Origin of the sequence: Acrocarpospora macrocephala, from assembly GCF_009687865.1 — a bacterium.
In the GTDB taxonomy this organism is placed as follows: Bacteria; Actinomycetota; Actinomycetes; order Streptosporangiales; family Streptosporangiaceae; genus Acrocarpospora; species Acrocarpospora macrocephala.
Genome location: NZ_BLAE01000088.1, coordinates 1 through 25,762 on the forward strand (window position 1 = coordinate 1; position 25,762 = coordinate 25,762).

At 67.7% G+C, this 25,762-nt stretch carries 24 protein-coding genes and 2 pseudogenes; 9 read left to right on the forward strand and 17 right to left on the reverse strand.

Annotation, left to right across the window (positions count from 1 at the left end):
• A pseudogene (locus Amac_RS47520) lies at positions 1-365 on the reverse strand (hypothetical protein); the annotation flags it as partial.
• 549 nt (positions 366-914) lie between these two features.
• On the opposite strand from Amac_RS47520, the gene Amac_RS47525 reads away from it, so the two are divergent.
• The 6 genes from Amac_RS47525 to Amac_RS47550 all read left to right on the forward strand — a co-directional run bounded on the left by Amac_RS47525 (position 915) and on the right by Amac_RS47550 (position 3,970).
• The gene (locus tag Amac_RS47525) at positions 915-1,127 is read left to right on the forward strand and encodes a hypothetical protein (protein WP_155361044.1); all 213 of its coding nucleotides are present in this window, start codon (positions 915-917) and stop codon (positions 1,125-1,127) included.
• A complete protein-coding gene (locus tag Amac_RS47530; RefSeq protein WP_246269163.1) occupies positions 1,124-1,642 on the forward strand; it encodes a DUF6879 family protein in 519 nt (172 codons plus the stop codon). Before Amac_RS47525 ends, Amac_RS47530 begins: the two co-directional genes overlap by 4 nt.
• 3 nt (positions 1,643-1,645) lie before the next feature.
• Positions 1,646-2,497, forward strand: a complete 852-nt coding sequence (locus Amac_RS47535; protein ID WP_155361045.1) for a helix-turn-helix domain-containing protein — start codon at positions 1,646-1,648, stop codon at positions 2,495-2,497.
• Positions 2,498-2,663: 166 nt separating this feature from the next.
• Positions 2,664-3,083 (forward strand): helix-turn-helix domain-containing protein, encoded by a 420-nt coding sequence (locus tag Amac_RS47540; protein WP_155361046.1) that lies wholly within the window; start codon positions 2,664-2,666, stop codon positions 3,081-3,083.
• 10 nt (positions 3,084-3,093) lie between these two features.
• On the forward strand, positions 3,094-3,564 hold the full coding sequence (locus Amac_RS47545) for a VOC family protein (RefSeq protein WP_155361047.1): 471 nt from the start codon (positions 3,094-3,096) through the stop codon (positions 3,562-3,564).
• A gap of 49 nt (positions 3,565-3,613) precedes the next feature.
• Complete coding sequence (locus Amac_RS47550) at positions 3,614-3,970, forward strand: YciI family protein (protein ID WP_155361048.1); 357 nt, start codon at positions 3,614-3,616, stop codon at positions 3,968-3,970.
• A gap of 16 nt (positions 3,971-3,986) precedes the next feature.
• On the opposite strand, the gene Amac_RS47555 is transcribed toward Amac_RS47550, so the two are convergent.
• The 10 genes from Amac_RS47555 to Amac_RS47600 form a co-directional block, all read right to left on the reverse strand.
• Entirely contained in the window at positions 3,987-4,232 is a 246-nt protein-coding gene (locus Amac_RS47555; protein WP_155361049.1) for a metallothionein, read from the reverse strand.
• 157 nt (positions 4,233-4,389) lie between these two features.
• Positions 4,390-5,736, reverse strand: a complete 1,347-nt coding sequence (locus tag Amac_RS47560) for a hypothetical protein (protein ID WP_155361050.1) — start codon at positions 5,734-5,736, stop codon at positions 4,390-4,392.
• Positions 5,737-7,245: 1,509 nt separating this feature from the next.
• Positions 7,246-8,586, reverse strand: a complete 1,341-nt coding sequence (locus tag Amac_RS47565) for a serine/threonine-protein kinase (protein ID WP_170323021.1) — start codon at positions 8,584-8,586, stop codon at positions 7,246-7,248.
• Complete coding sequence (locus tag Amac_RS47570) at positions 8,586-10,073, reverse strand: serine/threonine-protein kinase (RefSeq protein ID WP_155361052.1); 1,488 nt, start codon at positions 10,071-10,073, stop codon at positions 8,586-8,588. Before Amac_RS47570 ends, Amac_RS47565 begins: the two co-directional genes overlap by 1 nt.
• A gap of 71 nt (positions 10,074-10,144) precedes the next feature.
• Positions 10,145-11,290: an MFS transporter gene (locus tag Amac_RS47575; RefSeq protein ID WP_155361053.1), complete on the reverse strand. Its 1,146-nt coding sequence runs from the start codon at positions 11,288-11,290 to the stop codon at positions 10,145-10,147.
• An 88-nt stretch (positions 11,291-11,378) separates the two neighbouring features.
• Entirely contained in the window at positions 11,379-14,357 is a 2,979-nt protein-coding gene (locus tag Amac_RS47580; protein ID WP_155361054.1) for a glycoside hydrolase family 3 C-terminal domain-containing protein, read from the reverse strand.
• A 27-nt stretch (positions 14,358-14,384) separates the two neighbouring features.
• The gene (locus Amac_RS47585; RefSeq protein WP_246269164.1) at positions 14,385-15,197 is read right to left on the reverse strand and encodes a carbohydrate ABC transporter permease; all 813 of its coding nucleotides are present in this window, start codon (positions 15,195-15,197) and stop codon (positions 14,385-14,387) included.
• Positions 15,194-16,051 (reverse strand): carbohydrate ABC transporter permease, encoded by an 858-nt coding sequence (locus Amac_RS47590; RefSeq protein WP_155361055.1) that lies wholly within the window; start codon positions 16,049-16,051, stop codon positions 15,194-15,196. The genes Amac_RS47585 and Amac_RS47590 overlap by 4 nt, the downstream gene beginning before the upstream one ends.
• Positions 16,048-17,343 carry an ABC transporter substrate-binding protein gene (locus Amac_RS47595; protein WP_174900316.1) on the reverse strand — a complete coding sequence of 432 codons (1,296 nt, stop codon included), beginning with the start codon at positions 17,341-17,343 and terminating at the stop codon, positions 16,048-16,050. The genes Amac_RS47590 and Amac_RS47595 overlap by 4 nt, the downstream gene beginning before the upstream one ends.
• A 9-nt stretch (positions 17,344-17,352) precedes the next feature.
• Positions 17,353-19,632, reverse strand: coding sequence for a TIM-barrel domain-containing protein (locus tag Amac_RS47600; protein WP_155361056.1), 2,280 nt, complete (start codon positions 19,630-19,632; stop codon positions 17,353-17,355).
• 196 nt (positions 19,633-19,828) lie between these two features.
• On the opposite strand from Amac_RS47600, the gene Amac_RS47605 reads away from it, so the two are divergent.
• A complete protein-coding gene (locus Amac_RS47605; protein ID WP_155361057.1) occupies positions 19,829-20,026 on the forward strand; it encodes a hypothetical protein in 198 nt (65 codons plus the stop codon).
• 20 nt (positions 20,027-20,046) lie between these two features.
• Here Amac_RS47605 and Amac_RS47610 read toward each other — a convergent pair whose 3' ends face one another.
• The 5 genes and pseudogenes from Amac_RS47610 to Amac_RS56935 form a co-directional block, all read right to left on the reverse strand.
• Positions 20,047-20,736 (reverse strand): class I SAM-dependent methyltransferase, encoded by a 690-nt coding sequence (locus Amac_RS47610; protein ID WP_155361058.1) that lies wholly within the window; start codon positions 20,734-20,736, stop codon positions 20,047-20,049.
• Positions 20,737-20,770: 34 nt separating this feature from the next.
• The gene (locus Amac_RS47615; RefSeq protein ID WP_155361080.1) at positions 20,771-21,451 is read right to left on the reverse strand and encodes a response regulator transcription factor; all 681 of its coding nucleotides are present in this window, start codon (positions 21,449-21,451) and stop codon (positions 20,771-20,773) included.
• A 2-nt stretch (positions 21,452-21,453) separates the two neighbouring features.
• Positions 21,454-22,569 (reverse strand): sensor histidine kinase, encoded by a 1,116-nt coding sequence (locus tag Amac_RS55670; RefSeq protein ID WP_155361081.1) that lies wholly within the window; start codon positions 22,567-22,569, stop codon positions 21,454-21,456.
• A gap of 191 nt (positions 22,570-22,760) precedes the next feature.
• Positions 22,761-23,357 carry a LuxR C-terminal-related transcriptional regulator gene (locus Amac_RS47625; protein ID WP_246269165.1) on the reverse strand — a complete coding sequence of 199 codons (597 nt, stop codon included), beginning with the start codon at positions 23,355-23,357 and terminating at the stop codon, positions 22,761-22,763.
• Positions 23,358-23,646: 289 nt separating this feature from the next.
• Positions 23,647-23,778, reverse strand: a pseudogene (locus tag Amac_RS56935) (histidine kinase dimerization/phosphoacceptor domain-containing protein); the annotation flags it as partial.
• On the opposite strand from Amac_RS56935, the gene Amac_RS56940 reads away from it, so the two are divergent.
• Positions 23,726-23,863, forward strand: coding sequence for a hypothetical protein (locus Amac_RS56940; RefSeq protein ID WP_246269166.1), 138 nt, complete (start codon positions 23,726-23,728; stop codon positions 23,861-23,863). The pseudogene Amac_RS56935 and the gene Amac_RS56940 sit on opposite strands and share 53 nt — an antisense overlap.
• Positions 23,864-23,977: 114 nt before the next feature.
• Positions 23,978-25,366 carry a multicopper oxidase family protein gene (locus Amac_RS47635; protein WP_246269167.1) on the forward strand — a complete coding sequence of 463 codons (1,389 nt, stop codon included), beginning with the start codon at positions 23,978-23,980 and terminating at the stop codon, positions 25,364-25,366.
• Positions 25,367-25,436: 70 nt separating this feature from the next.
• Here Amac_RS47635 and Amac_RS47640 read toward each other — a convergent pair whose 3' ends face one another.
• The gene (locus Amac_RS47640; protein ID WP_155361060.1) at positions 25,437-25,742 is read right to left on the reverse strand and encodes a DUF6247 family protein; all 306 of its coding nucleotides are present in this window, start codon (positions 25,740-25,742) and stop codon (positions 25,437-25,439) included.
• Positions 25,743-25,762 lie beyond the last annotated feature (20 nt).

Genomic DNA, 25,762 nt, shown 5'->3' on the forward strand with positions numbered 1-25,762 from the left:
TCGTAGGCCTCCCACGGGGCCAGAACCGACCCGGCCCAATCGCAGGCGTGCAGATACCAGCAGACCAGACGCACCAGCGCCTCATCCGCCCGCACGGCGGATCGCCGGGCCCACACGGCCGCGTGAGCACGCAACGGCTCATCGATCCGGTACCGGCCGGGCACCACCCGCGTGACCAGACCCACCCCATCGAACGCCTCCAACAGGCCCAAGACCGGCCCCACCCGCCTGCCATCCAGCGCGGCAGCCGACTCCACCGAGAAATCAGCCCCGGGATGCAACCCCAGCAGCCCGAACAGCCGCGCGGCATCATCAGGCAGCGCTACGAACCCTTCCTCTCGTTCAGAGCGCGTCTGGACGTCCATTGATCTCCCTACCCCTCGGTGTGACTGATCCGGAGGAAACTGCCAGGAACGTGCATGACAAGGAGAGGCCGCAGCGGCAGCCAGGAAAGGACGAAAGGGAACACGCGCGGCGGAGCGATGTCCTCGGCAGCGCTGTCCACTGATCGTTGCAGGGCGATCGTCGGGAGGTCTCAGCCTCCCGCCAGGTGTGAACCGCACTCTTGGCCGTCGCCAAAAGCGCCAGCCGTCGAAAAGAGTCGGAGTCGGCCTCGATGAGGTCACCGGACGCCCGATGCCTGCCATACAGGGTTTCGCCGACACGCCAAGTGTCGAACTCCACGAGCGTCGGGAACGCTGTGGCCAAATGAGAGCCGTGTTCGGAGGGCATAACTGTGACACTAGGAACGTGAGCTGCCGTGTCTCAACGAGGTTGCCAAGCGTTGCCGCGAAGATCCTTGCCTCGGGATCGGACTGAATGCAGCGCGCAATCTTTGGCAACTTTCTTGATGGATGACCGCACCGGACGCAAGCTCAGGCATGGCCCATCCGTTCGGTGAGGGAGGATCTTCGATGAGCCTGGAATTCCTGGGAAAGGACCCGGACAGTCCCAATGGTGGCTCGCCAACGATCTGGCAGGACACCGAAACGGGCGACCTCTGGATCCAGGGCTGGACGGTCCAGGGATTGGCCGCCCGCGCCGAAATCGGCACAATTCCTGACGGCGAGGCGGTCGTCCGCGTCCCCCGGCGCATGCTCCAGTTCTTTCCGGAAGGTGAACAGTGACCTCAGGCGCGGAGATTGATGAGGCGCTCCGCCGTTGTAAGCGATCCGCCGTGCACCTGGAGATGCGCGACGGCTACATGCTCGACGATCCCGACTTCCATGCCTGGCAGGCCGGTCACCGCCTCGATCCCGACGACCGGTCTTCCTGGTGGCGGCCCTGGCTCCAGAACATCGTGGACGCCACCACGCGAGGGGTCGAGGTAAGGCGAGCCCGCATCGTCTCCGAACCCGTAAGCGACTACATCCGCTACGAGTACGACATCACCTTCCCCAACATCCGCGTCGGCGAACAGGTGCGGTGGCTTCCCCGCCACCACGCCACCGATCTGGCGCTCCCCGGGAACGACTTCTGGCTGTTCGACCAGGAGACGCTCCTCATCAACTACTTCAGCGGCAACGGCGACTGGCTGAACGTCGAGCAGATCATCGACCCTGCGGTCATCAAACTGTGCGGCGAAGCCTTCGAAGCGGTCTGGCACCGCGCGATCCCGCACGACGACTACCCCCTCCATTGAGCCTTGCGTTCCTCAGCATCCAGCGCGCAGGAGGCGCTCGAAATCCTGGCCGCCCGGCTCCGCAAGATCCGTAAGGATGCCCGCTTGTCGGGACGGGAGTTCGGGCGGCTGACAGGATGGCATCCCTCCAAGATCAGCCGAATCGAGCACGCCCACCGGCCACCCTCGACCCACGAAATACGAGCCTGGTGCGAGCACAGCGGAGCGCCGGACCAGGCCGAGGACCTCATCGCCTCCCTGGAGGCAATCGAGGGCATGTTCGTCGAGTGGCGACACATGGAACGGACCGGGCTCCGCCAAGCACAAGAGTCGGTCGTCCCGCTGTGGGAACGTACGCGGCGGTTCCGTTTCTACGCCCCCAATCTCATCCCCGGCCCGCTCCAGACACGCGCCTACATCGCCGCTCTGCTGTCCGCGCTGCGAAAGCGCCGTGATCTTCCCGATGACGTCGAGGACGCCGTCCAAGTCCGAGTGGACAAACAGCGTGTCCTCTACGAAGGGGATCACCGGTTCGCGGTAATCCTGGAGGAGAGCGTCCTCCACCAGCCCATCGGAGGCTCGGAGATCATGACGGGCCAGTTCGGGCATCTGCTGACCGCCAGCACCCTGCCCTCTGTATCGCTCGGCATCATCCCGCTCGGGGCAGACCGCTCCGGCATGTGGCCCACTGAGGCCTTCTTCATGTTCGATGACGAAGAGGTGACCGTTGAACTCGTGTCCGGCCACCTGACAGTCACGCGGCCACATGAGATCGCGCAATACTCCCGCACGTTCACGGAACTAGCCGAGCTGGCCGTGTACGGCAAGGCCGCCCGAGCGCTGATCACAAAAGCGATTCAAGCGATGGACGGGTAGCCATGACGCTGTCTCGTCGTCCACGAGGGGTCCCATATGTGCTCCCCACGCACGCGGGGATGGAGCCGACCGAAGGGCTCGTCCATTTTGCTACGGACGGTCCCTACCATGAGCTGTGATGGCAGGCTGATGGCGAGGTGTGGAAGGCGGGGGCGTGGTGGGTGCTATGAGCCCGCAGGAGGATGAGAATCGTCGGCTGTTGCGGGCGCGGGATGCCATGGATCGTGATTACGCGAAGCCGTTGGATGTTCCCGGGGTGGCTGCCATCGCGTTCATGTCGGCGGCGCATTTCAGCCGGACCTTTCGTGCGGTCTTCGGGGAGACGCCCCATCGGTACTTGCAGCGGCGGCGGATCGAGCGGGCCATGGCCATGCTGCGGGAGACTGCGCTGCCTGTCACGGATGTGGCGCGCGAGGTGGGTTTTGAGAGTCTCAGCAGCTTCACCCGCACATTCCGGTCGATAGTCGGTGCCTCGCCCACGCAGTTCCGTGCCAAGGCGGTGCCGCTCTCGGTGCCGATCTGCTTCGTGAAGGCCTGGTCCAGACCGAGCAGTTTTGGACAAGCCGAATCTGGTGCGAACACCTAGCCTGGGCTGCATGTTCACACAAATCAGCATTCACTCAGTACGCGTACTCGACCAGGACGAAGCCCTGGACTTCTATGTCGGCAAGCTCGGGTTCGAGGTCTCCAGCGACGTCGACATGGGCTTCATGCGATGGCTGACCATCGCGCTGCCCGGCGACCCCGGTCGTTCGATCCTGCTGGAGGTGCCCGGTCCGCCGGCGCTCAGCCCTGAGGTGGCCGCCCAGGTGCGCGACCTCGTGACCAAGGGCGCGATGGGTGTCGCGGCCATCCTCATAACCGACGACTGCCGGAAGACCTACGAAACGCTGAAGGCACAAGGCGTCGAGTTCACCGAGGAACCCGTCGTCCAGCCGTACGGCATCGACTGCGCGCTTCGGGACCCGTTCGGCAACCACATTCGCATCACTCAGCCTGCCGGCCAGCCGCGGGAGGTCGACGCGGACGATATCGCACGCTGGGGAGGCAGCCCTCGAAACGAGTAATCGCCGCAGGTCGCCTGGCCCGTACGACGCCGAGGCTAGGGTCGATGACATGAAGTTTCTTCTGATCATCTACGGCAACAAGGCGTTCTGGGACTCGATCCCCGCGGACGAGCGCGAGGCGACGATCGCCGAGTTCGATGCGTTCAACACCAAGTACACGAAGACCGGCGAGCTCCTCGGCGCGTACGGCCTTGCCGATGTGACTGAGGCGAAAACCGTTCGCGTCCGGGATGGTATGCCCGTCGTCACCGACGGGCCATACCTGGAGGCTAAGGAGTACCTGGCCAGCACCTACCTCCTGGACGTCGCGGACGAGGCCCGCGCCCTGGAGATCGCCGCCGAACTGCCCGCGGCCGCCCTCAGCCAGGTGGAGTTCTGGCCGATCCTGCACGAGGCATCGCCCTGATTCGCGGGTTCGCGGATCAGGTGTGGGCGCCGACGCGGTCGACGATGGCGGTGGCGCCGGCCTTGCGGGCGCAGTGGGCGCAGCAGAACCATCTGCCTTCGTCTTCGACGCCGTGGCCGACGATGCGACAGGAACAGTGCTCGCAGATGGGTGCCATCCGCGTGATCGCGCACTCGAAGCTGTCAAAGGTGTGGACCACGCCTTGAGCGTGGATCTCGAATGTCATGTCGTAGTCGTTGCCGCATACTTCGCAGGCCGCCATGGTTCCCCCCGATGTCGATGCTTACGGCGGGTTTGGTACCCGTTCCAGAAGGTGATGTGGGCGACCTTGCGGAACGCTTGGGGTGTTGGGGTGAATTGTTTGCCGCCACCCGCTTCGTCTCGGTCCGGGTGGGCCCAGACGAAGCGGGTGAGGGCGTTTATAGGGCTTTGAGAACGGTGGTGATGGTGGTCTTCGCGCCGTTCAGGGCCTCGCGGAGGTCCATCAGGGTGGAGTCGGGAGAGTTGATGGGGGTGTTGGCGGGGCGGTCGCTGCCGCCGAAGAGGATGTAGACGACCCGGGTGCCCTGGAGGGCGTAGATCTCGTAGCGGGCCGAGTAGGCGGTGTCCGTCTTCTGTTTGATCGCCTGGCCGTAGTTGTCCTCGCCGATGCCGGGGAGCTTGGTGATTTTGCTCCAGGCGATGCCGCCGATTCTGGAGCTCGCGGTGAACTTGGTCTTGCCGCGTTTGTCGATCAGGAAGAAGCGGGCGGAGTCGGCGTCGGGGAATTCGCGGACGCTGACCATGAGGTTCCGCCAGCGGATCTTGCCGTCGGCGACGGGCATCTTGTCGTTCCACCACTGGCACTGGATGTGTTCGGCCTTGCCGTCCTTGCTGGTGGCCGCCTCGCCCTTGGTTTGCGGGACGAGTTCGGCGGCGACCTGGTTCAGGGCGACGCAGTGCGGCGGGAGGTCGATGAGTACGGGCTTGGGGCTGGCGGTCGGGGTAGGGCTGGGGCGAGCCTTTCCGGCGAAGGGAGATGGTTTGCCCTGCTGCCAGGCGGTGACCGACTGGGCCAGCTGCTCGAGCAGGACTTTGACCTCGCGGATCGCGTTCTCTTCGGTGATCGACTGTTTAGTCTCGGCGGAGAAGAGGTCGGCTTCCTTGTGTTGCTGGCTCGCTTCGTACTTGACCTGGAAGGTGATGTTGCCGACGCGGCCCATGCCCTGGCCGAAGGAGTAGTGGTAGTCCTTCTCGCGGACCAGCTGGTACTGGGCGACGGCTTCCTCGCCTACGCCGGTGAACTTGGTGGGCTTGGAGTAGTAGCGCTCCTTGGTGGAGTTGTTGCCGCCATAGGTGTATTGGCTGAGTTCACCGTTGAACTGGATTTTGGCGGCTTTCTCAGCGGTGGTCTCGCCTAGGGCTTCGTACCGGGCGACGTTGACGACGATCTCGCGGCTGCGGGTGACGTCGCGGTAGGAAATATTGCGATTTGCCCAGGTGCAGGTCCAGCGGACGTAGCTGACGATCGTGTCGGCCCTGTTGTCGCTGGTACGGGAGTCGATCTTCGCTTGGGGGACGAGGCGTTCCGTTTCGACGGGGTCGAGCATGCCGCACACGTCGGCGTTGGCGCCCGCGTTCGCGGCGGCCGACGTCGTCGCCGAGGGGGCGGCGCTGCCGGAGGATGTGGCCGCGACCGGAGTCTGGTCGCCGGCTTGGGTCTTCATGAACACGAAAGTGCCGCCAGCCACGAGGAGCACGACGACCAGCGCCAGGACGGGCACCACCCAGCCACGCCGCTTCCGCGGCGGCCCCTGCCAACCGCCACCCGGCTGCGTGGTCCCTGGCCAGGGCCCGCTCTCGGACCCCTGCCACTGGCCTGCCATCTGGTACGGCCCCGCATCCTGCCCGGACGGGTGCCACGGCGCTCCCGAAGGCGGGGGAGGCTGAGGGCTACCCGACCAAACAGGCGTATCCGGCGGTTGCGGCCCAGTTGGCCGAGACCCTGGCGCGCTCGCCTGCGGAGGACTATCCGGCCAGCGCCCATGCGCGTCCGGCGGCTGCGGCCCACCCGACCAAGATCCAGGCGCGTCCGGTGACTGTGAACCGCCCGACCAAGATCCAGGCGCGTCCGGTGACTGCGGACCGCCCGGCCAAGGCCCCGGTGTGTCCGCCGACAGGGATCCGCCCAGAAAAGATCCGGGTACATCTGGCGATTGCGGATTGCCCGGCCAAGCCCCTGGCGTACCCGGCTGCTGAGGGTTACCCGGCCACGATCCGGGCGCGTCCGGTGACTGTGGACCGCCCGGCCAATGCCCTGGCATATCCGGCTGGGGATGGCCACCCTGCCAAGATCCGGGCGCGTCCGGTGGTTGCGGGGTCTCCGGTTCCCGACCTGTGGCAGATCCTTCAGCGGGAGGGCTGGAGAGTACCTGTGGGGGCGTGTAAATGGGGAGTTCGTGGAGCTTGGTCGGCTCGTCGCGATCGTTGGACGGTGCTGGCTGGGGCCAGCCGGGAGCGACGGGCGGTTCGTGCTGCCAGCCTGGCGGGGGCGGTAACGGTGGTCCATCCCGCCATGGTTCTTCGGCGTTCTGGGCGGCGCGGGGTTCGGGGCGCTCGCCGGGGTCGGCAACGGAGGGCCAAGGGATCGGGCCCGAAGGCAAACGTTCAACCGGTCGGGTGTCGGGGTCCGAATCCTGGGTGTCGTCAAAAGACTCGGCTGCCCCGAACGCCGAAGGTGGAACAAAATGACCGGCTGGACTCAGGCCGGGCGCGTTTTCAATTGACGGATCAGTCCGCTCTTCAGATCGGAACTCCGCGGCGGCGTCAAAATACCCGCCCGCGACTCGTGTCGTCGGCACATCAAATGAGGGCCAGTCCGCGGCGGCCTCTGGGCGGTCATCCGCGTTTCGCTGGAAATTCGGCCGCAGGATTCGGGCCGACTGATGCCCGGAGGCGTCCTCGGGCTCGGATACACGACCCCGGCTCGGCTCAGGAGGCGGGCCGAAGGGCAGGTCGGAATCGTCCGGCCTTTCGGTGGCGTCGTCCCGGTGATCATCCTCGGTGGAGCCCGCGTTCGAACTTTCCGCCATGTCGGTGGGTTCCGAAGCGTCGGACTCGGGGTGCTGTTCGGGATGTGGCGGCTCAGGTGGAGGGTCCGGCGATGGCGGTGGGGGGAAGTAGGCGCGGGGATCCGGGTTGGGTTCGTTCAGGGGGCGGCGCGGCGGGGGCTTGAACGGGTCCCACGGGGTGTTCGGGGGTGTGGTCATGACGGGCTCCTGGAGGGTGGGAGAGGGCTAGCCGAGGCCGACGCTGACGAGGGTGGCGGCGTGGGTGGCGGCCTGCCAGGTGGGTGATCGCTCGGAGGCGTCGGGCGAGGCGACGCCCGACTGCCGGTAGGCGACTTCGACGATCAGATTGCTTTGGCGGAACCACACGGACGTGCCGGTGACTCCGGGCTCGCTGATGTTCCTGGTGAACGCGTCCTGGGCGAGCGTGTAGGCCTCGGCCGCCCCGCCGGAGCGGTAGCCGTCGAACGCGCGCGCGGCATGGTTCTCCCCCGCTTCGGCAGGATTCAAGTGGTAGGTGATGGTCAGCGTGGTGTTGGTACGGTGCTGCGCCCACCCACAGCTGTCACCGTCCTGCTCACCCCGATCCGCGCCATCACCGAGAAGCTCGTTCGCCTGCCGGGTGGTGAGCCCTTCGCACGGATCCGGCAGAGCCGTGAAACGCCCCGGCGTGTCCTGATCGCTGCCCAGATTCCAGGCGGCAAGCCCCGCCGCGACGCCAAGAGCCACGGTCAGCGCGCCGATCGCGACCCACCGTCCCGTTCTTCTCGGCCGTACGACGACGGGAGGCGGAAGGAGGGACTGCAGCATGTGCCGCGCGGCCGGGGCGGGCGGGCGGCGGGAGGGGTCCTTGTCGAGGAGGGCGAGGATCACGCGGGCCAGCCCGGGGGTGGCGCGGATCATCGGCGGCGGCTCGTGCATGAGGACGGCGGCGAGCACGGCGGCCGGGAGCTCCCGGTGGAAGGGCCCGCGGCCCTCGACGGCGGTGTAGAGGGTGGCGCCGAGGGACCACAGGTCCGATGGCGGGCCCGCGGGTTTCCGCCGGAACCGCTCGGGAGCCATGTACGCCGGTGACCCGGAACTGTCGGCCGGATCGGAGCCGAGCGGCGCGGCGATGCCGAAGTCGGCGAGCATGGCCCGGCCGTCCTCCCCGATCAGGACGTTGGCGGGTTTCACGTCGCGATGCAGGATGCCGTTGTGATGGGCGAGCGCCAGCGCGTCCAGGATCGACAGCCCGATCTCGGCGACCCGGTTGGACGGCAGCGGGATCAGCTTGTCCAGGGAGGTGCCGGGCACCAGATCCATGATGATCCAGGGCTGCCCGTCGTGCGGCACCACGTCGTGGATCATCACGATGGACGGGTGGCTGAGCCGTCCCGCCGCGCGGGCTTCCTGCAGGGCGCGGCCGGTGTATTCGGCGAGCTCACCGGGACTGAGACGGGCCGGGACGCGCATCTGCTTGACCGCGACCTCGCGCCGCAGCAGCTCGTCGTGGGCGCGCCAGACGGTCCCCTCGCCGCCTTGGCCCAGGGGTTCGACAAGCCGATATCGGCCGGCGAGCAGGTTCACTACGCCCGGCTCCACAACGTGTCGGCGGCGACGGTGGCGGCGTGTTCGGCCGCGGTGCGGATCTGCTCGGGGGTGCGGGTGCCCAGATCCGCGTACTCGATCTTGCCGACCAGGTCGCCCAGGCGGAAGTAGATCAGGTTGCTGAGCACCCGGCCGTCGGTGGAGCTCACGTCGCAGGCGTAGGCTTCCTCGCCGACGCCGGGCAGGGTCCGGGGGCGGGAGATCACGACCTCTTGTTTGCGGTCGGCGCCGATTTCGTACCAGATGAATTGGCCTTCGCGGAGGCCGTTGTCGGATTGGCGGCGCAGTGCGGCGAAGAGGGTGCGGGCCGAGTCGGCGGTCAGCGCCCAGGGGTCGGGGGTGTCGGAGTCGGTCAGCGGGTCGATGCGGAGGCCGGTGCCGTCGACCGTCCACTGGCAGCCTTTCTCGATCTTCCGGCCGGGGGCGGACTGGCCGAGGGCGGAGGTGATCTCGGGGGCGGGCAGGGCCGTACAGAGGTCGACGGCCGTGGCGAACGTCGGCGAGGAGCGGCGCGCGGGCGGGTCGTCGCCGCCCCAGGGGACCACGAACGCGGCTCCGGCCAGGAGGGGGACCGCCACCGCGGCGGCGATCAGCCATCGGCGGGTACGGCGCTGCCGGGCCGCCATGGGCATCGTCACGTCCGGCATGCCGCCCCGGGCGATCTGCCGGAACAGGTCGAGGGCGGCGGCCGGTTCGGGGCGGGCGCCGGGGTCGCGGGACAACATCCAGCGTAAGAGCGGTCCGATCGGCCCGGCGGTCCTGGGCAGGGGGACGTCCTGGGAGATGGTCGCGTAGAGGACCTCCACCTGGGAGCCCTTGAACGGGGGTGTGCCCTCCAGGGCCAGGTAGAGGGTCGCTCCGAGCGACCACAGGTCGGATTGCGGGCCGCCGGGATCGCCGGAGAGGCGTTCCGGCGCGATGTATCCGGGTGATCCGATCAGCATGCCGTCGCCGGTCAGGGCGGTCGTGTCGGCGGGGCGGGCGATGCCGAAGTCGGTGAGGACGACGCGGCCGTCGCTGGTCAGGAACACGTTGCCGGGTTTCACGTCCCGATGTTGCACGCCGAGGGCGTGCGCGGCGGCCAGCGCCTCCAGCATCCGGGCGCCGATCTCGGCGACCCGCGCGGCCGGGAGCGGGCCGTGCGTCCTGACTTCGTCGGCGAGGTTGCGGCCGTGCAGCCGCTCCATCACGATCCACGGCTTGCCGCCTTCGACGAGCACGTCGTGTACGCCCACGATCGACGGATGCCGCAACCGCGCGGTGACCTCCGCCTCGCGCATCACCCGGGCGACCAGCTCGGCCCGCTTGCGCTCCTCGAGCCCGTCGGGGAAGCGCAACTCCTTGACCGCTACCTCGCGGTCAAGCGTCTCGTCCCTCGCCAGCCATACCGTACCCATACCGCCGGAGCCGAGAGGTCGGAGCAGGAGGTAACGAGAGGCCAGTCTTTCCCCGATCGATTCGGCCATAGCGGGAGGATAGCGAAATCCCGTTCGGGTGCTTTGCGGATTGCCCGGGCTGTTACTGCGGTATTGCGGGGTTAGTCGCGTTGGGTGATCGGGCGGATCGCGGCGGTGAGCAGGGGGAGGCCGAGGACGCCCAGGCAGGCCAGGGCGTACGGGAGTGGGAGTCCCAGGGTTAGGGCGGCGACGGCGAGGGGGCTGATGACGAATCCGGTGTACGAGACGACGGAGACGGTGGTCACGACGGCGCCGGTGGTGTCGCGGGTGCCGGCGTCGCTGAGGATGGCGGGCATCAGGGGGGCGAACGCCAGGCCGGACAGGGCGAATCCGGCCAGGCTGACCCAAGGGGTGGTGGCTAGGCCGGCCAGGATTATTCCGATCGAACCGCCCAGGCCGGCGATCAGGAAGAGCGTTCTGGTGGTCAGGGTGGGGAGGGCTTGGGCGATCAGGCGGCCGGTGGTGAGGGCGGCCATGTAGGTCGCGGGGGCGGCGGCGGCCAGGACCGGGCCGGCGCTGAGGTGGTCCTCCAGGAGGATGGCCGACCATTGTTCGACCGCGTTCTCGACGATGAGTAGGCAGGCGCCGAGGAGGCCGAGGATCACGCCGATTCCCCACAGGCCGGGGCGGGGCTTTTTCTCGTTGTCCTGTTGGGTGAGGGGACCGAGCGGGAGGCGTACGGCGGCCAGACCGGCGGCGAGGACGAGGGTGGCGGCGCAGGTGAGGACGGTGGGGGTGGACATGCCCAGGTCGCGGGCGAAGCCGGCGGCGGGGGCGGCGGCGATCACGGCGACCGGGAAGGCGGCGTGGACCGGCTGGAAGAGCCGCCGGCCGGTCACGCGTTCGGCGCGCGCGGTGGCCATGTTGAGCGCGACGTCGACGCTTCCGCTGGTGACGCCGAGGATCAGGAGCGCGAGGGCGAGAACCCATGGCTCCGAGATGAAGCCGAGGAGGACCGCGACGGCGGCCAGGCCGGCCATGGACAGGGCGAGAACCAGGCTTTCGCGGCCTCGGGCGAGGCGGCCGGTGATCATCATGGCGGGGATCGCGCCGATGGAGACCGCGGTGAGGGCCAGCCCGAGATCAGCTGTGGACGCCCCCAACTGCTCCTTTATCGCGGGTAGCAGTCCCGACCAGGCACCCCAGAAGATCCCCCATCCCGCGCAGACGACCACCAGCCGGCTGCCGACACCACTGACCCGTTCCCGCACCTGCCCACCGAGCACGCTGCCCCCCTTTGTCTAGCGACCTTGCAGGTTGCGCACGCACATCGCAAGAGGGAGCCCGCATCGACGGCGGGCTCCCTCTTGATCGTCAGGTGAGGGTGAGGGTTCGGATTCGGAGATCGCCGGTGAAGGTGAGGTACACGTCGTGGACGCCGGATGTCCTGGTCAGGGCCGCGGTGGCGGTGGTCCAGGAGTAGACGTCGCCGGTGGCCGGGACGGCGAGGGTCCCGATCAGGCGGCCCGTCGGTGAGCCGAGGCGGATCTGGATGGAACCACCCGCCACCGACGAGACTCCGGTGGTGATGGTCGCCGGGGCGCGTAGGTCGGTGTCCTTGAAGGTGAGCCAGTCGCCGGTTGTGGCGCCTACGGCGGTGCCGGTGGGTTTGGTTTCGTCGACTAATTCGATGCCGGAGTAGTCGTCGAAGTCGCTGGCGCGGGTGAGGTGGGTGAGGTCGCGGTGGGGGATCTGTTCGCCGGGGACGTTGACGGTGGTGCGTTGGCGGATGGTGGTGGAGGAGCTGCCGACGAGGATGTCGTGGGTGGCGGATTCGGTGGCGAAGCGGTTTCTGGTGACGTCCCAGAGGGCCAGGTCGGATTTGGTGAGCGTGAAGCGGACGGTGGTGGACGCGCCAGGGGTGAGGGTGACGCGTTGGAAGCCGCGGAGTTGTTTGATGGGCTGTTTCACGCGGGAGCGGTGCTGGTGGGTGTAGAGCTGGACGACTTCGTCCCCGGCGCGGTTTCCCGTGTTCGTTACTTTGACGGAAATTTCGTAACCGGTGGCCTTTGGGGTGACTGTTAGGCCCTGGTAGCCGAAGGTCGTGTAGGAGAGGCCGTGGCCGAAGGGGTAGAGCGGGCTGCCTGAGTAGTACAGATACGTCGAACCTGTCTTGATGATGTCGTAGTCGGTGATCGGGGGCAGGGTGGCGGTGGCGCGGTGCCATGTCTGGGTGAGGCGTCCGGCGGGGTTGACGTCGCCGTACAGGACGTCGGCGAGGGCGTGGCCGGTTTCTGCGCCCGCGTGGGTGGTCCAGAGGATGGCGGGGACGTGGTCCTGGAGCCAGTCGATCGTGGCCGGGTAGCTGTTCTGGAGCACCACGACCGTCTTCGGGTTGGCCGCTCGGACGGCCTTGACCAGGGCTTCCTGGCCTTCGGCCAGCTTGGTGGAGGTACGGTCGTGGTCCTCGCGGCCGTTGATGAACGGCATGCTGCCGACGACGACCACGGCCACGTCGGCGGCCTTCGCGGCGGCGACAGCGGTGGCGATGCCGTCGGTCACGACCTCCTTGGTGAACCTGGCGGCGGTGGCCTTCGCGCCGACCGAGAGCTTGCCATCGGGGTCGACCTGCACGTACGTCTCCGGCAGCCAGAACCACGGCTGCGTAACCTCATACCCGACATATCGGATAAGGAAGTATCCGTCCCCGGCGGGCTCCAGTTTGAACTGCTGCTGGACGAACCAGCCGTTGGGCTGATCGTCGCGGGTGATGAAGGGCGCGAAGTTCCACCCTAGATACCGGCCGTTCCCGGCGTTCCGCAACGTCACGACCCCCTCGCCCCAGTCGGTCAGATCCCACTGGGCGGCAGCGGCGATCTCCGGGGTGTCGGCGCCTCGACCGGACGCCGACGCCGCCCCGGCGTCCGAATTGCCCGTCGCGATGCCGGAAGCCAATGCCGTCCCCACGGTGTCGGCGTCTGTCGTGCCCGTCGCCGTGATGTATCCGCCGGACGCCACATGCTTGAACGCGACCCGATCCACACCCTCGGTCCCGGTGGCCGTCGCACGTTCCTTGATGCCATCAAGGGTGGTCACGCCATAAGGGAGGCTGCCGCCGTACCAGTCGGTGTAGAGGGTGTCGCCGAGGGGTCCGATGACGGCGACCTTGCGGTTGGGGGTGAGCGGGAGCAGGCCGGAGTTCTTCAGCAGGACGGTGGCTTTGCCCGCTGTCTCCCGGTTGAGCGCGCGGTGCGCGGGTGAGTCCACGACGGCTTTGGTGATGTTCCCGTAAGGGCCGCCGCCGGGATCGAATTCACCCAGCCGGAACCGGATGCTCAGGATGTGGCGGACCGCCGTGTTCACGTCGGTTTCGGTGATCAGCCCTGCCGCCAGCGCGTCGGTCACGGCGGTGATCGTCCTGGCGGAGTTGGTGTCGTCGGTGGTGAAGCTGTCCACGCCGGCCTTCAGCGTGGCCGCGTCCGCCTGGGCGAGGTCCGGATAGTAGCGCTGGGAGTCGACCAGGTTGTTGGGCGCGTGCGCGTCGGTCACGTTGAAGAGATCGCGCGTGCTCCAGGTCCGTACGCCGGAGTTCAGGTCGGTGACCGTGGCCGGACGTCCGTTGACCACGTTGTACGAGGTCATCACCCCCGTGGCCGCCCCGGCGGCGATCGCCGTGCGGAAGGCGGGCTCCTCGTATTCCTTGAGCACCCGCGCCGGCAGGCTGGAGTTGGTCGTCGTCCGGTTGACCTCGTTGTTGTTGGCCAGGAAGTGTTTGAGCACCGGAGCCGCCCGCAGATGGTCGGGATCGTCGCCGGTGATGCCGCTCCCGTACGCGGTGGAGATCGCCCCGGTCAGCAGCGGATCCTCCGAATATCCCTCCTCGTTGCGCCCCCAGCGCGGATCCCGCAGCAGGTTCACCACGGGCGCCCACAGCTGGAGCCCCCACACCCGGGGATTCTCCGCGTGATACCCCCGCGCCTCGGTGCCGACGGCCGCGCCGACCCGCTTGATCAGCGCCGGGTCCCACGTGCTCGCCAGCCCGACGGCCTGCGGGAACACCGTCCCCGCCGCCGTACGGACCGCGCCGCCCGCCTCGACGTCGGTGGACCAGGCGACGCCGTGCAGCGCCTCGGTGCCCGTCTTGAACGAGCCGATGCCGAGGCGTGGCACGGCGGGCTGGTACTGGTGCAGCCAGGAGATCTTCTCTGCCAGCGTGAGCCGCCCGAGCAGGTCGTCGATCCGCTGCGACAGCGGCAGCCCGGGATCGCGGAACGGGAAGTCGTCAGCGGCCTGCGCGGGCACGGTCCCCGTGGCGAGGACCAGGACCAGCGCGAACAACAATCGTCGGATCATGGGAAAGCCTCCAGGTCAGGGTGGCGGCTATTTGATGGCGCCCACGGTGATCCCGCGGGTGAGGGTCCGCTGGAAGATCAGGAAGAACACCACGGCGGGCACGATGCCGAGCAGCGCGGAGGCGCTGGACATGGTGGCGTCCATCAGCCGGTCGCCCTGCAGCACGCCGAGCGCGACCGGCACGGTCTGGTTGTCGTTGGAGATCAGGAAGACCAGCGGCAGGAAGAACTCGTTCCAGGTCCAGATGAAGAAGAAGATGAGCAGCACCGACAGCGTGGGCCGGCTGATCGGCACCACGATCCGCCACAGCGCCCGCCACTTGCTCGCGCCGTCGATGGCGGCGGCCTCCAGGATCTCGGCCGGGAACCTCCCCAGCACCGCCGAAAGCAGATATGTCCCGAAAGCCGCCTGAATAACGACAAATATCAGGATCACGAAGAGGCGGCTGTCGTAGAGGCCGACCTGTTTGGCCAGGTAGTACAGCGGATAGACGAGCGCCTCCTGCGGCAGCGTGTTCGCCACCAGGAACACGACCAGGATCCAGAGCCGCCCGCGCACCCGCCCGATCCCCAGCGCGTACGCGTTGAGCACCGACAACGCCACCGCGCCCACCGCCACACACCCACTGATCAGCAGGCTGTTCCACAGCTTGCGGCCGAAATCCACGCGATCCCAGAAAGCGACGATCCCGTCGAGATAAATCCCGTCAGGCAACGCCAGCGGCCCCCCGGACGAGTACTCCGCCGGAGACTTGAACGCGTTAAGCCCCACCAACAAAAACGGAAATAGCATGACAAATGCCAGGACGATCAGCGCGGCCAGCAGCGAATACCGTCTCACGTCTCACGCTCCTGAACCCGCAGGAACAGGAACGTCACCACGACGATGATCAGCGCCAGCACGGTCGCGATCGCGGAGCCGTACCCGACATTGACCCGCTGGAAGAAGTTCAGATACGAGAAGTACGACGGCACCATGGTCGCCCCCGCCGGTCCCCCGCGGGTCAGCACGAAGATCGGCCCGAACACCTTCAACGCGGCGATCGTGCAGGTCAGCAGCACCACGAAGAACTCCGGCCGGATCTGCGGCACGGTGATGTGCCAGAACCGCCGCCACCACGAAGCGCCGTCGATCTCCGCCGCCTCGTACAGCGCCGGATCCACCCGCTGCAACCCGGCCATGAAGATCACCACCGGATACCCCAGCTGGAACCACACCATGATCGCCATCACCGTGGCCAGCGCGATCGACGGATCGCCCAGCCAGTTGACGTCGATCCCGAAGATCTCGTTCACGGCGCCGTACGAAGGGTGCAGCAGCCACCCCCACACCACGCCCGCGATCGCCACCGGCAGCACCTGCGGCAGGTAGAAGGCCGCCCGCAACGCGGACGCCGTACGCGGCCCGAACTTCTTGGCGATGTAGTCGAACAGCGCGGCGGCGAGCACCAGCCCGAGCAGGGTGGGCACCACCGCCATCGCCAGGATCAGCGCCACGTTGTGCTGAAATGACGCCCAGAACCGCTCATCCTTCAGCAGCCTGTCGTAGTTCTCGAACCCGATCCATTCCGGCGTGCCCACCCCCGACCAGCGGGTGAAGCTCGTGGCGACGTTCATCAGGAACGGCGCCACGATCACACCGACGAACAACACGAGGCTGGGGATCAGATAGAGCCAGTATCCCCGTGACCTCATCCGCCGATATCCGCCAGATTCTCGTTGTAGGGCCCGGCGATCTCGTCCAGCACCGCGCCGGGCGCGGTCCCGTTGATCAGCCCTTGTACGCCGGCCACCATCACGTCGTAGTACCCCGGAGCCGGCCAATCCGGATAGAACGCCAGGCCGTCCTGCGCGGACAGCTTGTTGAAGTTCTCCACCAGCTCCTTGCTCTTGGCGTCGGTGATCGCCGCCGGATCGGCCGCCACCGGCAGCCCGCCCGAGTTGCCGAGCAGGTTCTGGATCTCCTTGCTCATCGTGATGTCGATGAAGTCGTACGCGAGGTCCTTGTTCTTGGCCTTCTCCGGCACCACCCAGATGTTGCCCGAGGAGCCCGGCGCCAGCTGGTTGCCCGGCCAGAGGAAGGACCCCCACTCGAAGTCCTTGACCGTCGACTGCACCCTGCCGTACCACCAGGAGCCGGACACCATGATGGGGAACTTGCCGCTCATGAACGCGACGCCCATGTCCTCGGCCTTGATCCCGGCGGAGTCCTTGTCGACGTAGCCCTTCTTCACCCAGTCGGCGTAGGTGTTGGCGGCATAGGTGAGTTCTGGCCCGTGGAAGTCGACTTTGCCCTTATAGAGCTGGTAGCTGTCGACCCACGACCGTTGCGCCTTGCTCAGGGCGAGCAGGTAGAAGATCTGCTGGGCCGGGTATTCGGCGCCCGCGTTCGCGATCGGCGTCACGCCGTCCTTGACGAACGTGTCCAGACCGGCGGTGAACTGCTCGTACGTGGTCGGGACTTCCACCTTGTGCTTCGCGAAGAGGTCCTTGTTGTAGTAGACCATCACGTATTCGGCGTAGTTCGGGATGCCGAACCACTTGCCGGAGCCCATGATGCCGCGCTCGTCATATTTCGCGGTGGTCTGCAGGGACGCCGAGAGCGCCTTGTCCCAGCCGCGCTGGGTCGCCTGCTCGGTCAGATCGCTTAAAAGCCCCTGCTTGGACAGCAGCCCGGCGGTCGCGTTGCCTTTGTTGTATTCCATGATGTCAGGCGCTTCATCGGAGTTGAGCACCATTCCGGCGGTCTTCTGGATCTGCTCGAAGCCCTTCTCCTCGAACTTCACCGTGACCCCGGGGTGGGAGGCCTCGAATTTCTTGATCGCCTCGGCCCAGGCTTTGCCCATCGCGCTGTCGGCGCCCTCGTAGTGCCAGAGCGTGAGCGTCCTGGCCTGAGTGCCACTGGACGATTGGGGGGTGGTGCTATCGGTGCCCCCACAGGCGGCCAGCACGGCCACCATGAGAACGATGAAGGGGGATTTACGCATTGCAAACTCCTAGAGAATGACGAACTCGGCGGACGCGCCAACGAGTTCGACGTGGGAGATCCGCTTTGGACCGTCGGCTCTGACCACCAACCGGTCTCCGTCCACCGCTGCGGTCACGGTGGTCGTTCCGTCCAAGTCCCTTATTTCGGTACGGCTAGTGCCTTCCGGCAGGCCGTACACGACAAGGGTGATGTCCGGGTCGTCGGCCACCGTGTCGCCCGGAGTGGTCGTAGGGATAAGCGCGCCGTACCGGACGTACAGCGGGATGCGGTCGAGGTGCGGCGAGACAGGGAAATATCGCCCGCCGGTCAGGACCTCACCGGTCCAGTAGTCCACCCACGACCCCGCGGGCAGGTAGACGCTCCGGGAACCATCGGCCGAGGTCATCGGCGCGACAAGCAGATCCGTACCGAACAGGTACTCCAGGTCCGCCTGCCACGCCACCGGATCATCCGGGTAATCGACGCAGAGCGCGCGCATCATCGGCGCGCCCGTCTCGGCCGCGACCACCGCCACGCTGTAGATGTACGGCATAAGCCGATACCGCAACCGCAACGCGTCAATCGCGCCCTGCTCGGCATGTGGCGGGAACTCCCACGGTTCCCGGCTGGACGTGCCATGGAAGCGCACCAGTGGAGACAGCGCCCCGAACTGGGACCAGCGGATGTACAGCTCCGGGCTGGGCGTGCCGGTGAAGCCGCCCGCGTCGTGGCTCCAGAAGGGGATGCCGGACAGGCCGTGCGAGAGGCCGCCGCGGATCGTGCTGCCCATGGCCGGGTAGGTGGCGTCGACGTCGCCGCTCCACTGGGCGGAGTGGCGCTGCCCGCCCAGGTAGGAGGAACGTGCCCAGACCATGCCATGCCCGGCGACTTCCCGGGTGACGTCGGCGACCAGGTCGTTGAAGAGCAGCGTGTAGACGTTGTGGAGTTCGACGCCGGTCATGCCGTTGAAGGCGATCGAGTCGGCGGGAACCCCTTCGGCGAAGTCGGTCTTGAACACGGCGACGCCTTGCTCAAGGAGGGGCTTCAACAGGCCGCGGAACCAGGCCGCCGCGTCCGGATTGGTGAAGTCGACGATGCCGGAAGCCGGGTAGGAGCCGTGCCAGACGTCGGCGACATACACCTCGCCGTCACGCTTCTTCAGGAAATATCCGGCGTCGGCGGCCTCGGCGAAAGCCGGGCTCAAGTGGGAGATATACGGATTCATCCATAGGCAGACGTGGAAGCCCTGCTCGGCCAGCTCGGCCAGCATGCCTGCCGGGTCCGGGAACGCCTCCGGATCCCACCGCAGATCCGACCAATGCCCGTCGGTCTGCCAGAACGTGTCCAGATGCAGCACGTCACACGGAATGCCCTTGGTCCGGATCGTCCGGGCCCGCTCCAGCACCCGCTCCTGGCTGTCCCGGAAGAACCCCGACGAGATCCACGCCCCGAACGCCCATTTCGGCGGCAGCACCGGCTTCCCGGTCAGCCCGCCGAACCGCGCCAGCACCTGCTCGGGCCCCGGCCCCGCCAGCACGTAGTAGTCGATCAGATCGTCCGGCACCACGATCTGCACGTCGCTGTGGGTGGACTGGCACATGTCGAACTCGACCGGCATGCCACTGTCCACGACGATCCCGTAGCCCCGGCTGGACAGGTAGAACGGCACATTCTTATACGCACGCTGCGATTCGGCCCCGAACGCGTCGAAGTTCCACATCAGCGGCCGCTGCCCGCGCTTGTTCACCGGCGTGAACGACTCCCCGAACCCGCAGAACGCCTCGTCCGCTGGCACCAGGAACGTCTCGTGATAGGCCACGGTCGTCCCGTCCACCGTCGACCGCCCGAACGGCAGCGTGCGCAGCCGCCCGCTGATGTCGGGCCGCCCCGGATCCTGCTCGACCAGCACCCGCCCGCTCTCATCGACGAACCGCATGTTCCACGGATTCAGCTGGATCTCCACCCGCAACCCGCCCGCGTTCAGCACCACCCGGCTCTCATCCGCCGTCACCACCGCGTGGTACTTCCCCGGCGTCACCATGGAGATCGCCCGCGCCGACCGAGTCCTGGCGTCCGCGTCCTGCATCAACCGGACCCGGATGACCCCCTCCCCCGCCGCGCAGATCCGCACGACCAGCGACTCGTCCGCCGACGTGGCCCCCTTGAACGTCACCCCCGCCCAGTCCACAGTCACCACCTCGGCCCGGATCAGCGCGGAAAGACCTCCTTCCCCACGCTCCCGAACCGGCAGCTCCGGCGGATCCGCCACAAAATACTCACGAGCCACCAACGGCGGACGGTACGGCATCAGAACTCCCCACCCCAGCAGACGACCACTTCGCGAATTAGTTTGCCGTCCATCCCAACAAACGTCAACGCTGTGACATGGCCCACCTTCCGGGTCAGGCGAGCTTGACCACAGCCAAGCCCACCCCAAGCCCTTGCCCGATTTATCCCGCTATGTGGTAACTTGAGAACTTAGCCGGAGCAAAGCGGGAAATGAGATGTCCAAATTCGTGCACGTTCTGCCAACTGACGACGTCATCGCCCACGAGGGCAGCCCGGACTGCGTCTGCGGCCCCTACACCGAATCGATAGAGCTACGCGGCGCCATGGCCGGCCAGGGCCCCGTCGCCGTCCTCTACCGCCACTACGCGGTCATCCCCTGCCGTGACTGGGAAGCGTCCCCGGAAATCATGTGAAATGTCGGGAACCGCTCGGATCATGATGTCCACCCGGACGACATGGACGAGGGACCCGTCTCAAGGGCGGCCTGGTTGTTCCGGTAGACGGAGACCGCGAAGGGACGTACGACGTTCGCTTCGACTCGTTCGCTGATCTTCGAGAACGTCTGGTCGCTGTCGGTGAACCCGTGCAGCAGCTCAGCCTCCGGCCAGGGATGCACCAGGACCAGGACGCCGCTGGGCGCGGTCAACGAACGCAGCCGCGCCGAGGCACGGCGGAGCCGGTCGTGCCGCCCGAGGTAGTAAAGAGTCTCCGCGCAGAACACGAGATCGAACCGAGCGTGCTCCTCATGCTCGAGAATGTCGGCCCGCGCGAACCGCACCCGCGAGCGGTACCTCTCAGTACGCCGTCGCGCGCGTTCCAGGGCCCGGCCGGAGATGTCGATTCCGGTGATCTCCGCCGCCGGATGGGCCTGTGCGAGAAGTTCGGTGAAAACACCTTCGCTGCAGCCCACTTCCAGCATCCGGGGGTAGGCGCCAGCCGACACCTGGTCGAGGGTGGCCAGGTACTTGTGGTGTTCGGAAGAGTCCGTGGCGAGCGACCACGGATCAGGGCGTCGGTGCCACCAGTCGAAGTACCTGCGCAGCAACGCTCCCTGGACACCGGGGGCGAGGAGCGAGAACGTCTTGAAGAAGGCGCGATGCAGCTGATCTGGAATGCCGGTCACACAACCGGAACCTACGAGCCGGCCCTACGGGAGGTCATGGCGCTGCGGAGGGATCATCGGGTCTAGCTCCGAAGTAGGGGGTGACCAGCCCGGTCTGGAACGCGTGCACCGCGGCCTGCGTACGGTCCCGCAGGCCGAGCTTGGTCAAGATGTTGCTGACATGGGATTTCACGGTTTGCTCCGCGATGACGAGCTGGGCGGCGATCTCGGTGTTGGACAGCCCGTGGGCGATGAGCGCGAGGATCTCGCTCTCGCGCTGGGTCAGCGGGCCGAACCGGTCGCCGTTGAAGGGCCGCGGCGGGCCGAGCCGGGTGAAGGTGCTGATGAGCCGGCGCGTGACGGACGGCGCCAGCATCGCGTCCCCGTTCGCGACGACACGGACGGCGTCGCCGAGCTCCCGCGCCGTCGCCTTCTTCAACAGGAATCCGCTGGCGCCCGCCCGCAGCGCCTCGTAGACGTACTCGTCCAGGTCGAAGGTGGTGAGGACCAGCACCTTGGTCGCGCCCGCGATGCGGCGGGTGGCCGCCAAGCCGTCGAGTTCGGGCATGCGCACATCCATCAGCACCACGTCGGGCCGCAACGCGGCGACCTTGGCCAGGGCGTCGATCCCGTCGACGGCCTCGCCGACCACCTCGATGTCGGGCTGGGCATTCAGCAGGACCGCGAACGCCTCCCGGACCATGGCCTGATCGTCGGCGATCAGCACCCGGATCATCGTCACGCTTCCTCCCTCCCCACGAGCGGCAGCCGGACGGTCAGGGCATAGCCGCCACCGTCCCGCGGGCCTGCGGTCAGCTCCCCGTTGAGCATGGCGACGCGCTCGCGCATGCCGAGCAGCCCGTGCCCGGGGCGCATGGACGGCCGGGGCGGGATCGCCGGCTGGCCGTTCTCCACCTGCAGGTCGAGGACGTCCCGCCCGTAGGTCACCTGGACCCGGACGCCGGCCCCGTGCGCGTGCTGGAGGGCATTGCTCAGCGCCTCCTGCACGATCCGGTAGGCCGACAGCTCCACACCCGAGGGAAGCGGCCGCCGCTCACCGTCGATCCGCAAGGTCACCGGCGTTCCCGCCGCCTGTACCCGGTCCACCAGTTCGCGCAGGCGATCCAGCGTCGGCTGCGGGCTCGACTCGCCGGAGGCGTCGTTCCGCAGCAGGCCGAGGACCCGATGGAGTTCCGTGAGCGCCTCCACGGCGCTGGCCCGAATGGTGGCGAAGCTGCTGGCCAGCTCGGGAGGAGGGTCGGGGACGCGGTACGGCGCCGCCTCCGCCTGGACCGCCACGACCGACATATGGTGGGCGACCACGTCATGCAGTTCCCGGGCTATCCGGGCGCGCTCGGCCAGGAGAGCGGATCTGGCCTGCTCGTCGTGCGTTCTGCGGTCGGCCAGCGCCGCCCTGCGCAGCGCGTACACGGTGATGAGCACCATGCCCGATAACAGGGACATGTCCCCGAGCCCGATCAGCGTCTGCTCGCCGCGCAGCAACGCCCACAGCGCGACCCCCGCCACCAGCGTGACAACCCACATCTCGACCAGCAGGCGGGCCCGAGCTCCGAAGCCCACCAGCGTCAGAACGCAGACGTGGGCCGCCAGCACCGGAGCCGGCCACACCATTCCCTGCAGCGCATCATGGGAAACCACGGCCGACAGTACGGCTGCCGCCAGCGACAGCCACCAGGCCAGCCTGGCTTGAAACCGCGACAGAACCACGGAAATTGCCACAGCCAGGCCCAGCGTGGCCGCCGAGACGTTCCGAATGCCGTAGTCGTCAAGCAGCGTATGCCAGACGATCGCCCCCAGAAACACCGCGAGCCCGGCCACCACCACCTGAGCCATCCATCGCGGAATCCGAGGGAGGGCAGCCGAACCTCCTCCCCCGAACGCGAGTGCATGCCGTGGGTTCCACCAGGATCCGCGCCCTGCCCGCTCGCCCACCAGCTCTCCCCACCTCGCTCCGATGCTTCCCAGTCTGGCTCGCCAGAACGCCTCGGGCGCTATCGGCGGCAGCTGACAGACGCCGTCTGACGCTACTGCCCGGCCGGTGTGACCAGCCCGGACTCGTAGGCGTGCACGACCAGCTGAGCGCGGTCCCGGGCGCCCAGTTTGGCCATCGTCCTGCTGACGTGGGTCTTCACCGTCGCGTGGCTGATCGTCAGGTGCCGGGCGATCTCCTCGTTGGACATCCCGGTCGCGACCAGCGAGAGGACCTCCCGCTCCCGGTCCGTCAGCCGGTCCAGGCCAGGCCCGGACGTGGGCCTGGGCGGGGTGGCGACGTACTCCTCGATCAGCCGTCTGGTGACCGAGGGCGACAGCAGCGCCTCGCCCCTGGCGGCCACCCGCACCGACTGCAGCAGGTCGGCCGGTTCGATGTCCTTGAGCAGGAATCCGCTGGCCCCGGCGCGCAGCGCGGCGAAGACGTACTCGTCGAGGGCGTAATTGGTGAGGATGACCACCCGCACCGAGTCGAGTCCGGCTTCTGCGCCGATCCTCCTGGTCGCCTGGATGCCGTCCAGCAGCGGCATCCGCACGTCCAGCAGAGCCACGTCGGGCAGCAGCGCCCGGCACAGCTCGACGGCCTCGCCGCCGTCCCCGGCCTCCGCGACGACGGTGATGTCGTCGGCCATCTCCAGCAGCGCCCGGAAACCGGCGCGGATCAGTGGCTGGTCGTCGGCCAGCGTGTCGCAGCACGTTGGTGAACGCCTCCTGCACGATGCGGTAGGCGGCCCTGTCGACGTCCGCGGGCAGTTCCCTGCGCGTGCCGACCGTGACCGTCCGCACCGGCAGCCCTGCCGTCGCCGCCCGGTCCACCAGCCGGGGCAGCCTGGACAGCCCCACCTCCAGGTCGCCGGGATCGGCCTGGCGCAGGACGCCCAGCGTGGCACGGAGTTCGTGCATCGCCTCATGGCCCGATTCCTTGACTGCGAGCAGAGCCCGGCGGGCCAGCGCCGGGTCACGCTCCAGCGACTGCAGGGCGACCGAGGTCTGGACGTTGATGACGGAGATGGTGTGCGTCAGCGTGTCGTGCAGCTCCTGGGCGATCCACAAGCGTTCCTCCCCGGCCCTGCGCAGCGCGGCCTCCTCCCTGGTCCGCTCGGCCTCCACCGCGCGCAGTTCCACCTCGCTCAGGTAGGCGCGCCGGTTCTTCGTCATCTCACCGACCACCACCATCGCCACCAGCCAACCGCTGAGCAGGCTGAGGCCACCGGGTTCCGGGCGCGCGTTGCCGTTGCCCGCCAGGTTCACCGTGCCGCTCCCCGTCCCCGAAACCGCCGTCCCGGTACGGCCCGGGCAGTACGAGATCGTTCAGCGGGCCGCCAAGTTGGAGACCATTCCCGGTACCACGACCGAGATCTGGGGGTACGGCGGCACGTTCCCCGGACCGACCTTCGACCTGCGCCGCGGCAGCCGTACCGTCATCCGGGTCCGCAACGAACTGCCCGTGCCCACCTCGACGCACCTGCACGGCGGCGTCACCCCGGCGCACTCCGACGGCTACCCCACCGACCTGGTGGTCGCTGAGGGGCGGGGATTCCGCCCGCACGGCGGCGACCACTCCCCGCACGACCTGTCGCAGTGGACCTTCCACCACGGGGCCAGGGACTATGCGTACCCGCTGGAGCAGCGGGCCGCGACGCTCTGGTATCACGATCACCGGATGGACTTCACCGCGCCGCAGGTGTGGCGTGGCCTGGCCGGTTTCCTGCTGGTGCGGGACGACGAGGACGACGCGCTGCCGTTGCCGAAGGGCGAGCGGGACCTCCCCTTGATGATCTGCGACCGGGCCTTCGAGGAGGACGGCTCGTTCCGCTACCCGTCGCTGGATCCGACGCTGCTGGTCCGCCCCGGGGTGCGGGACGCCTTCATGGAAGGAGTCGAGGGCGACGTCATCCTGGTCAACGGCGCCCCCTGGCCATTCCTCGACGTCGACGCGGCACGGTACCGGCTGCGGCTGCTCAACGCCTCCAGCGCCCGCCGCCTCCAGCTGCGGCTGACCCCCGGCGGCCGGTTCGTCCAAATCGGGAGTGACCAGGGGCTACTGGCCACTCCGCTGACGCACGACGCGATCACGATCTCCCCGGGGGAACGCTTCGACGTGATCGCGGACTTCTCCGACCACCCGGCCGGCACCGAGGTGACCATGGTCAACACCCTGGGCGTGGGCGCGGCACGCGACGTCATGCGGTTCCGCGTGCGGCGCCGCGCCCCGGACGACAGCAGGATTCCGAAACGGCTGTCCCAGGTAGAGCCGGCCAAGGCTGCGGTCGCCGTACGCACCTTCGACTTCCGCCGCACCGGCCAGGAAGGAGCCGCCGCCTGGACGATCAACGGCCAGCGCTTCCGGCCGGGCCAGCCACTTGCCACCCCCCGCCTGAACACCAGCGAGATCTGGAGGTTCACCAGCGACTTCCACCATCCGGTACACGTCCATCTAGCGCGATTCCAGGTGCTCTCACGAAACGGCAAGCCGCCCGCGCCGACCGACGCGGGCTGGAAGGACACCGTGGACGTCCGCCCCTACGAGGTCGTCGACGTCCTGGCCCGCTTCGAGGGCTACCGGGGGCGCTACCTGCTGCACTGCCACAACCTCGAGCACGAGGACATGGCGATGATGGCCGACTTCGAAGTCATCTGAACTGCCTTCGCCAGGAACATGATCGTCTGGGTGGCATTGGCCTCAGCCGGAGACAGGACTGCGCGGTAGCTCACTTACGCCGCATCCGAACCAGGCGCTCATCCCAGTCGAGAATCGCTTCCTCGATCGGCACGACTTCGCCCGAGCCCCCGGCCACCTCCTCCGCGCGCTGATCGTATGTGGGATCGGCGAACGCGATCGAATTAAGCCACCACAGGTTGAGAACCTCGGGCAGCCGGTGGTACTCACCAGGCTCGCGCGCCACCTCCCGGGCCTCGTGATACTGGGCGAGGAACACCGGGCGCCACTTCTCCGGCAGGGCTCGGAGGATCGCCTCCGGGTCATACCGAGGATCGTGGACGGGCCGCGCGCTCATGCCGCCGACGTTACCCCCCG

Excerpts from the sequence above, each read along its gene's own strand:
- Amac_RS47590 (WP_155361055.1), bottom strand. The coding sequence starts at position 16,051 with ATGAGGTCACGGGGATACTGGCTCTATCTGATCCCCAGCCTCGTGTTG.
- Amac_RS55670 (WP_155361081.1), bottom strand. The coding sequence starts at position 22,569 with ATGGCTCAGGTGGTGGTGGCCGGGCTCGCGGTGTTTCTGGGGGCGATC.
- Amac_RS47640 (WP_155361060.1), bottom strand. The coding sequence starts at position 25,742 with ATGAGCGCGCGGCCCGTCCACGATCCTCGGTATGACCCGGAGGCGATC.
- Amac_RS47525 (WP_155361044.1), top strand. The coding sequence starts at position 915 with ATGAGCCTGGAATTCCTGGGAAAGGACCCGGACAGTCCCAATGGTGGC.
- Amac_RS47555 (WP_155361049.1), bottom strand. The coding sequence starts at position 4,232 with ATGGCGGCCTGCGAAGTATGCGGCAACGACTACGACATGACATTCGAG.
- Amac_RS47615 (WP_155361080.1), bottom strand. The coding sequence starts at position 21,451 with ATGATCCGGGTGCTGATCGCCGACGATCAGGCCATGGTCCGGGAGGCG.
- Amac_RS56940 (WP_246269166.1), top strand. The coding sequence starts at position 23,726 with ATGACGGAGATGGTGTGCGTCAGCGTGTCGTGCAGCTCCTGGGCGATC.
- Amac_RS47625 (WP_246269165.1), bottom strand. The coding sequence starts at position 23,357 with ATGGCCGACGACATCACCGTCGTCGCGGAGGCCGGGGACGGCGGCGAG.
- Amac_RS47550 (WP_155361048.1), top strand. The coding sequence starts at position 3,614 with ATGAAGTTTCTTCTGATCATCTACGGCAACAAGGCGTTCTGGGACTCG.
- Amac_RS47595 (WP_174900316.1), bottom strand. The coding sequence starts at position 17,343 with ATGCGTAAATCCCCCTTCATCGTTCTCATGGTGGCCGTGCTGGCCGCC.
- Amac_RS47605 (WP_155361057.1), top strand. The coding sequence starts at position 19,829 with ATGTCCAAATTCGTGCACGTTCTGCCAACTGACGACGTCATCGCCCAC.
- Amac_RS47570 (WP_155361052.1), bottom strand. The coding sequence starts at position 10,073 with ATGGCCGAATCGATCGGGGAAAGACTGGCCTCTCGTTACCTCCTGCTC.
- Amac_RS47540 (WP_155361046.1), top strand. The coding sequence starts at position 2,664 with ATGAGCCCGCAGGAGGATGAGAATCGTCGGCTGTTGCGGGCGCGGGAT.
- Amac_RS47545 (WP_155361047.1), top strand. The coding sequence starts at position 3,094 with ATGTTCACACAAATCAGCATTCACTCAGTACGCGTACTCGACCAGGAC.
- Amac_RS47600 (WP_155361056.1), bottom strand. The coding sequence starts at position 19,632 with ATGCCGTACCGTCCGCCGTTGGTGGCTCGTGAGTATTTTGTGGCGGAT.
- Amac_RS47580 (WP_155361054.1), bottom strand. The coding sequence starts at position 14,357 with ATGATCCGACGATTGTTGTTCGCGCTGGTCCTGGTCCTCGCCACGGGG.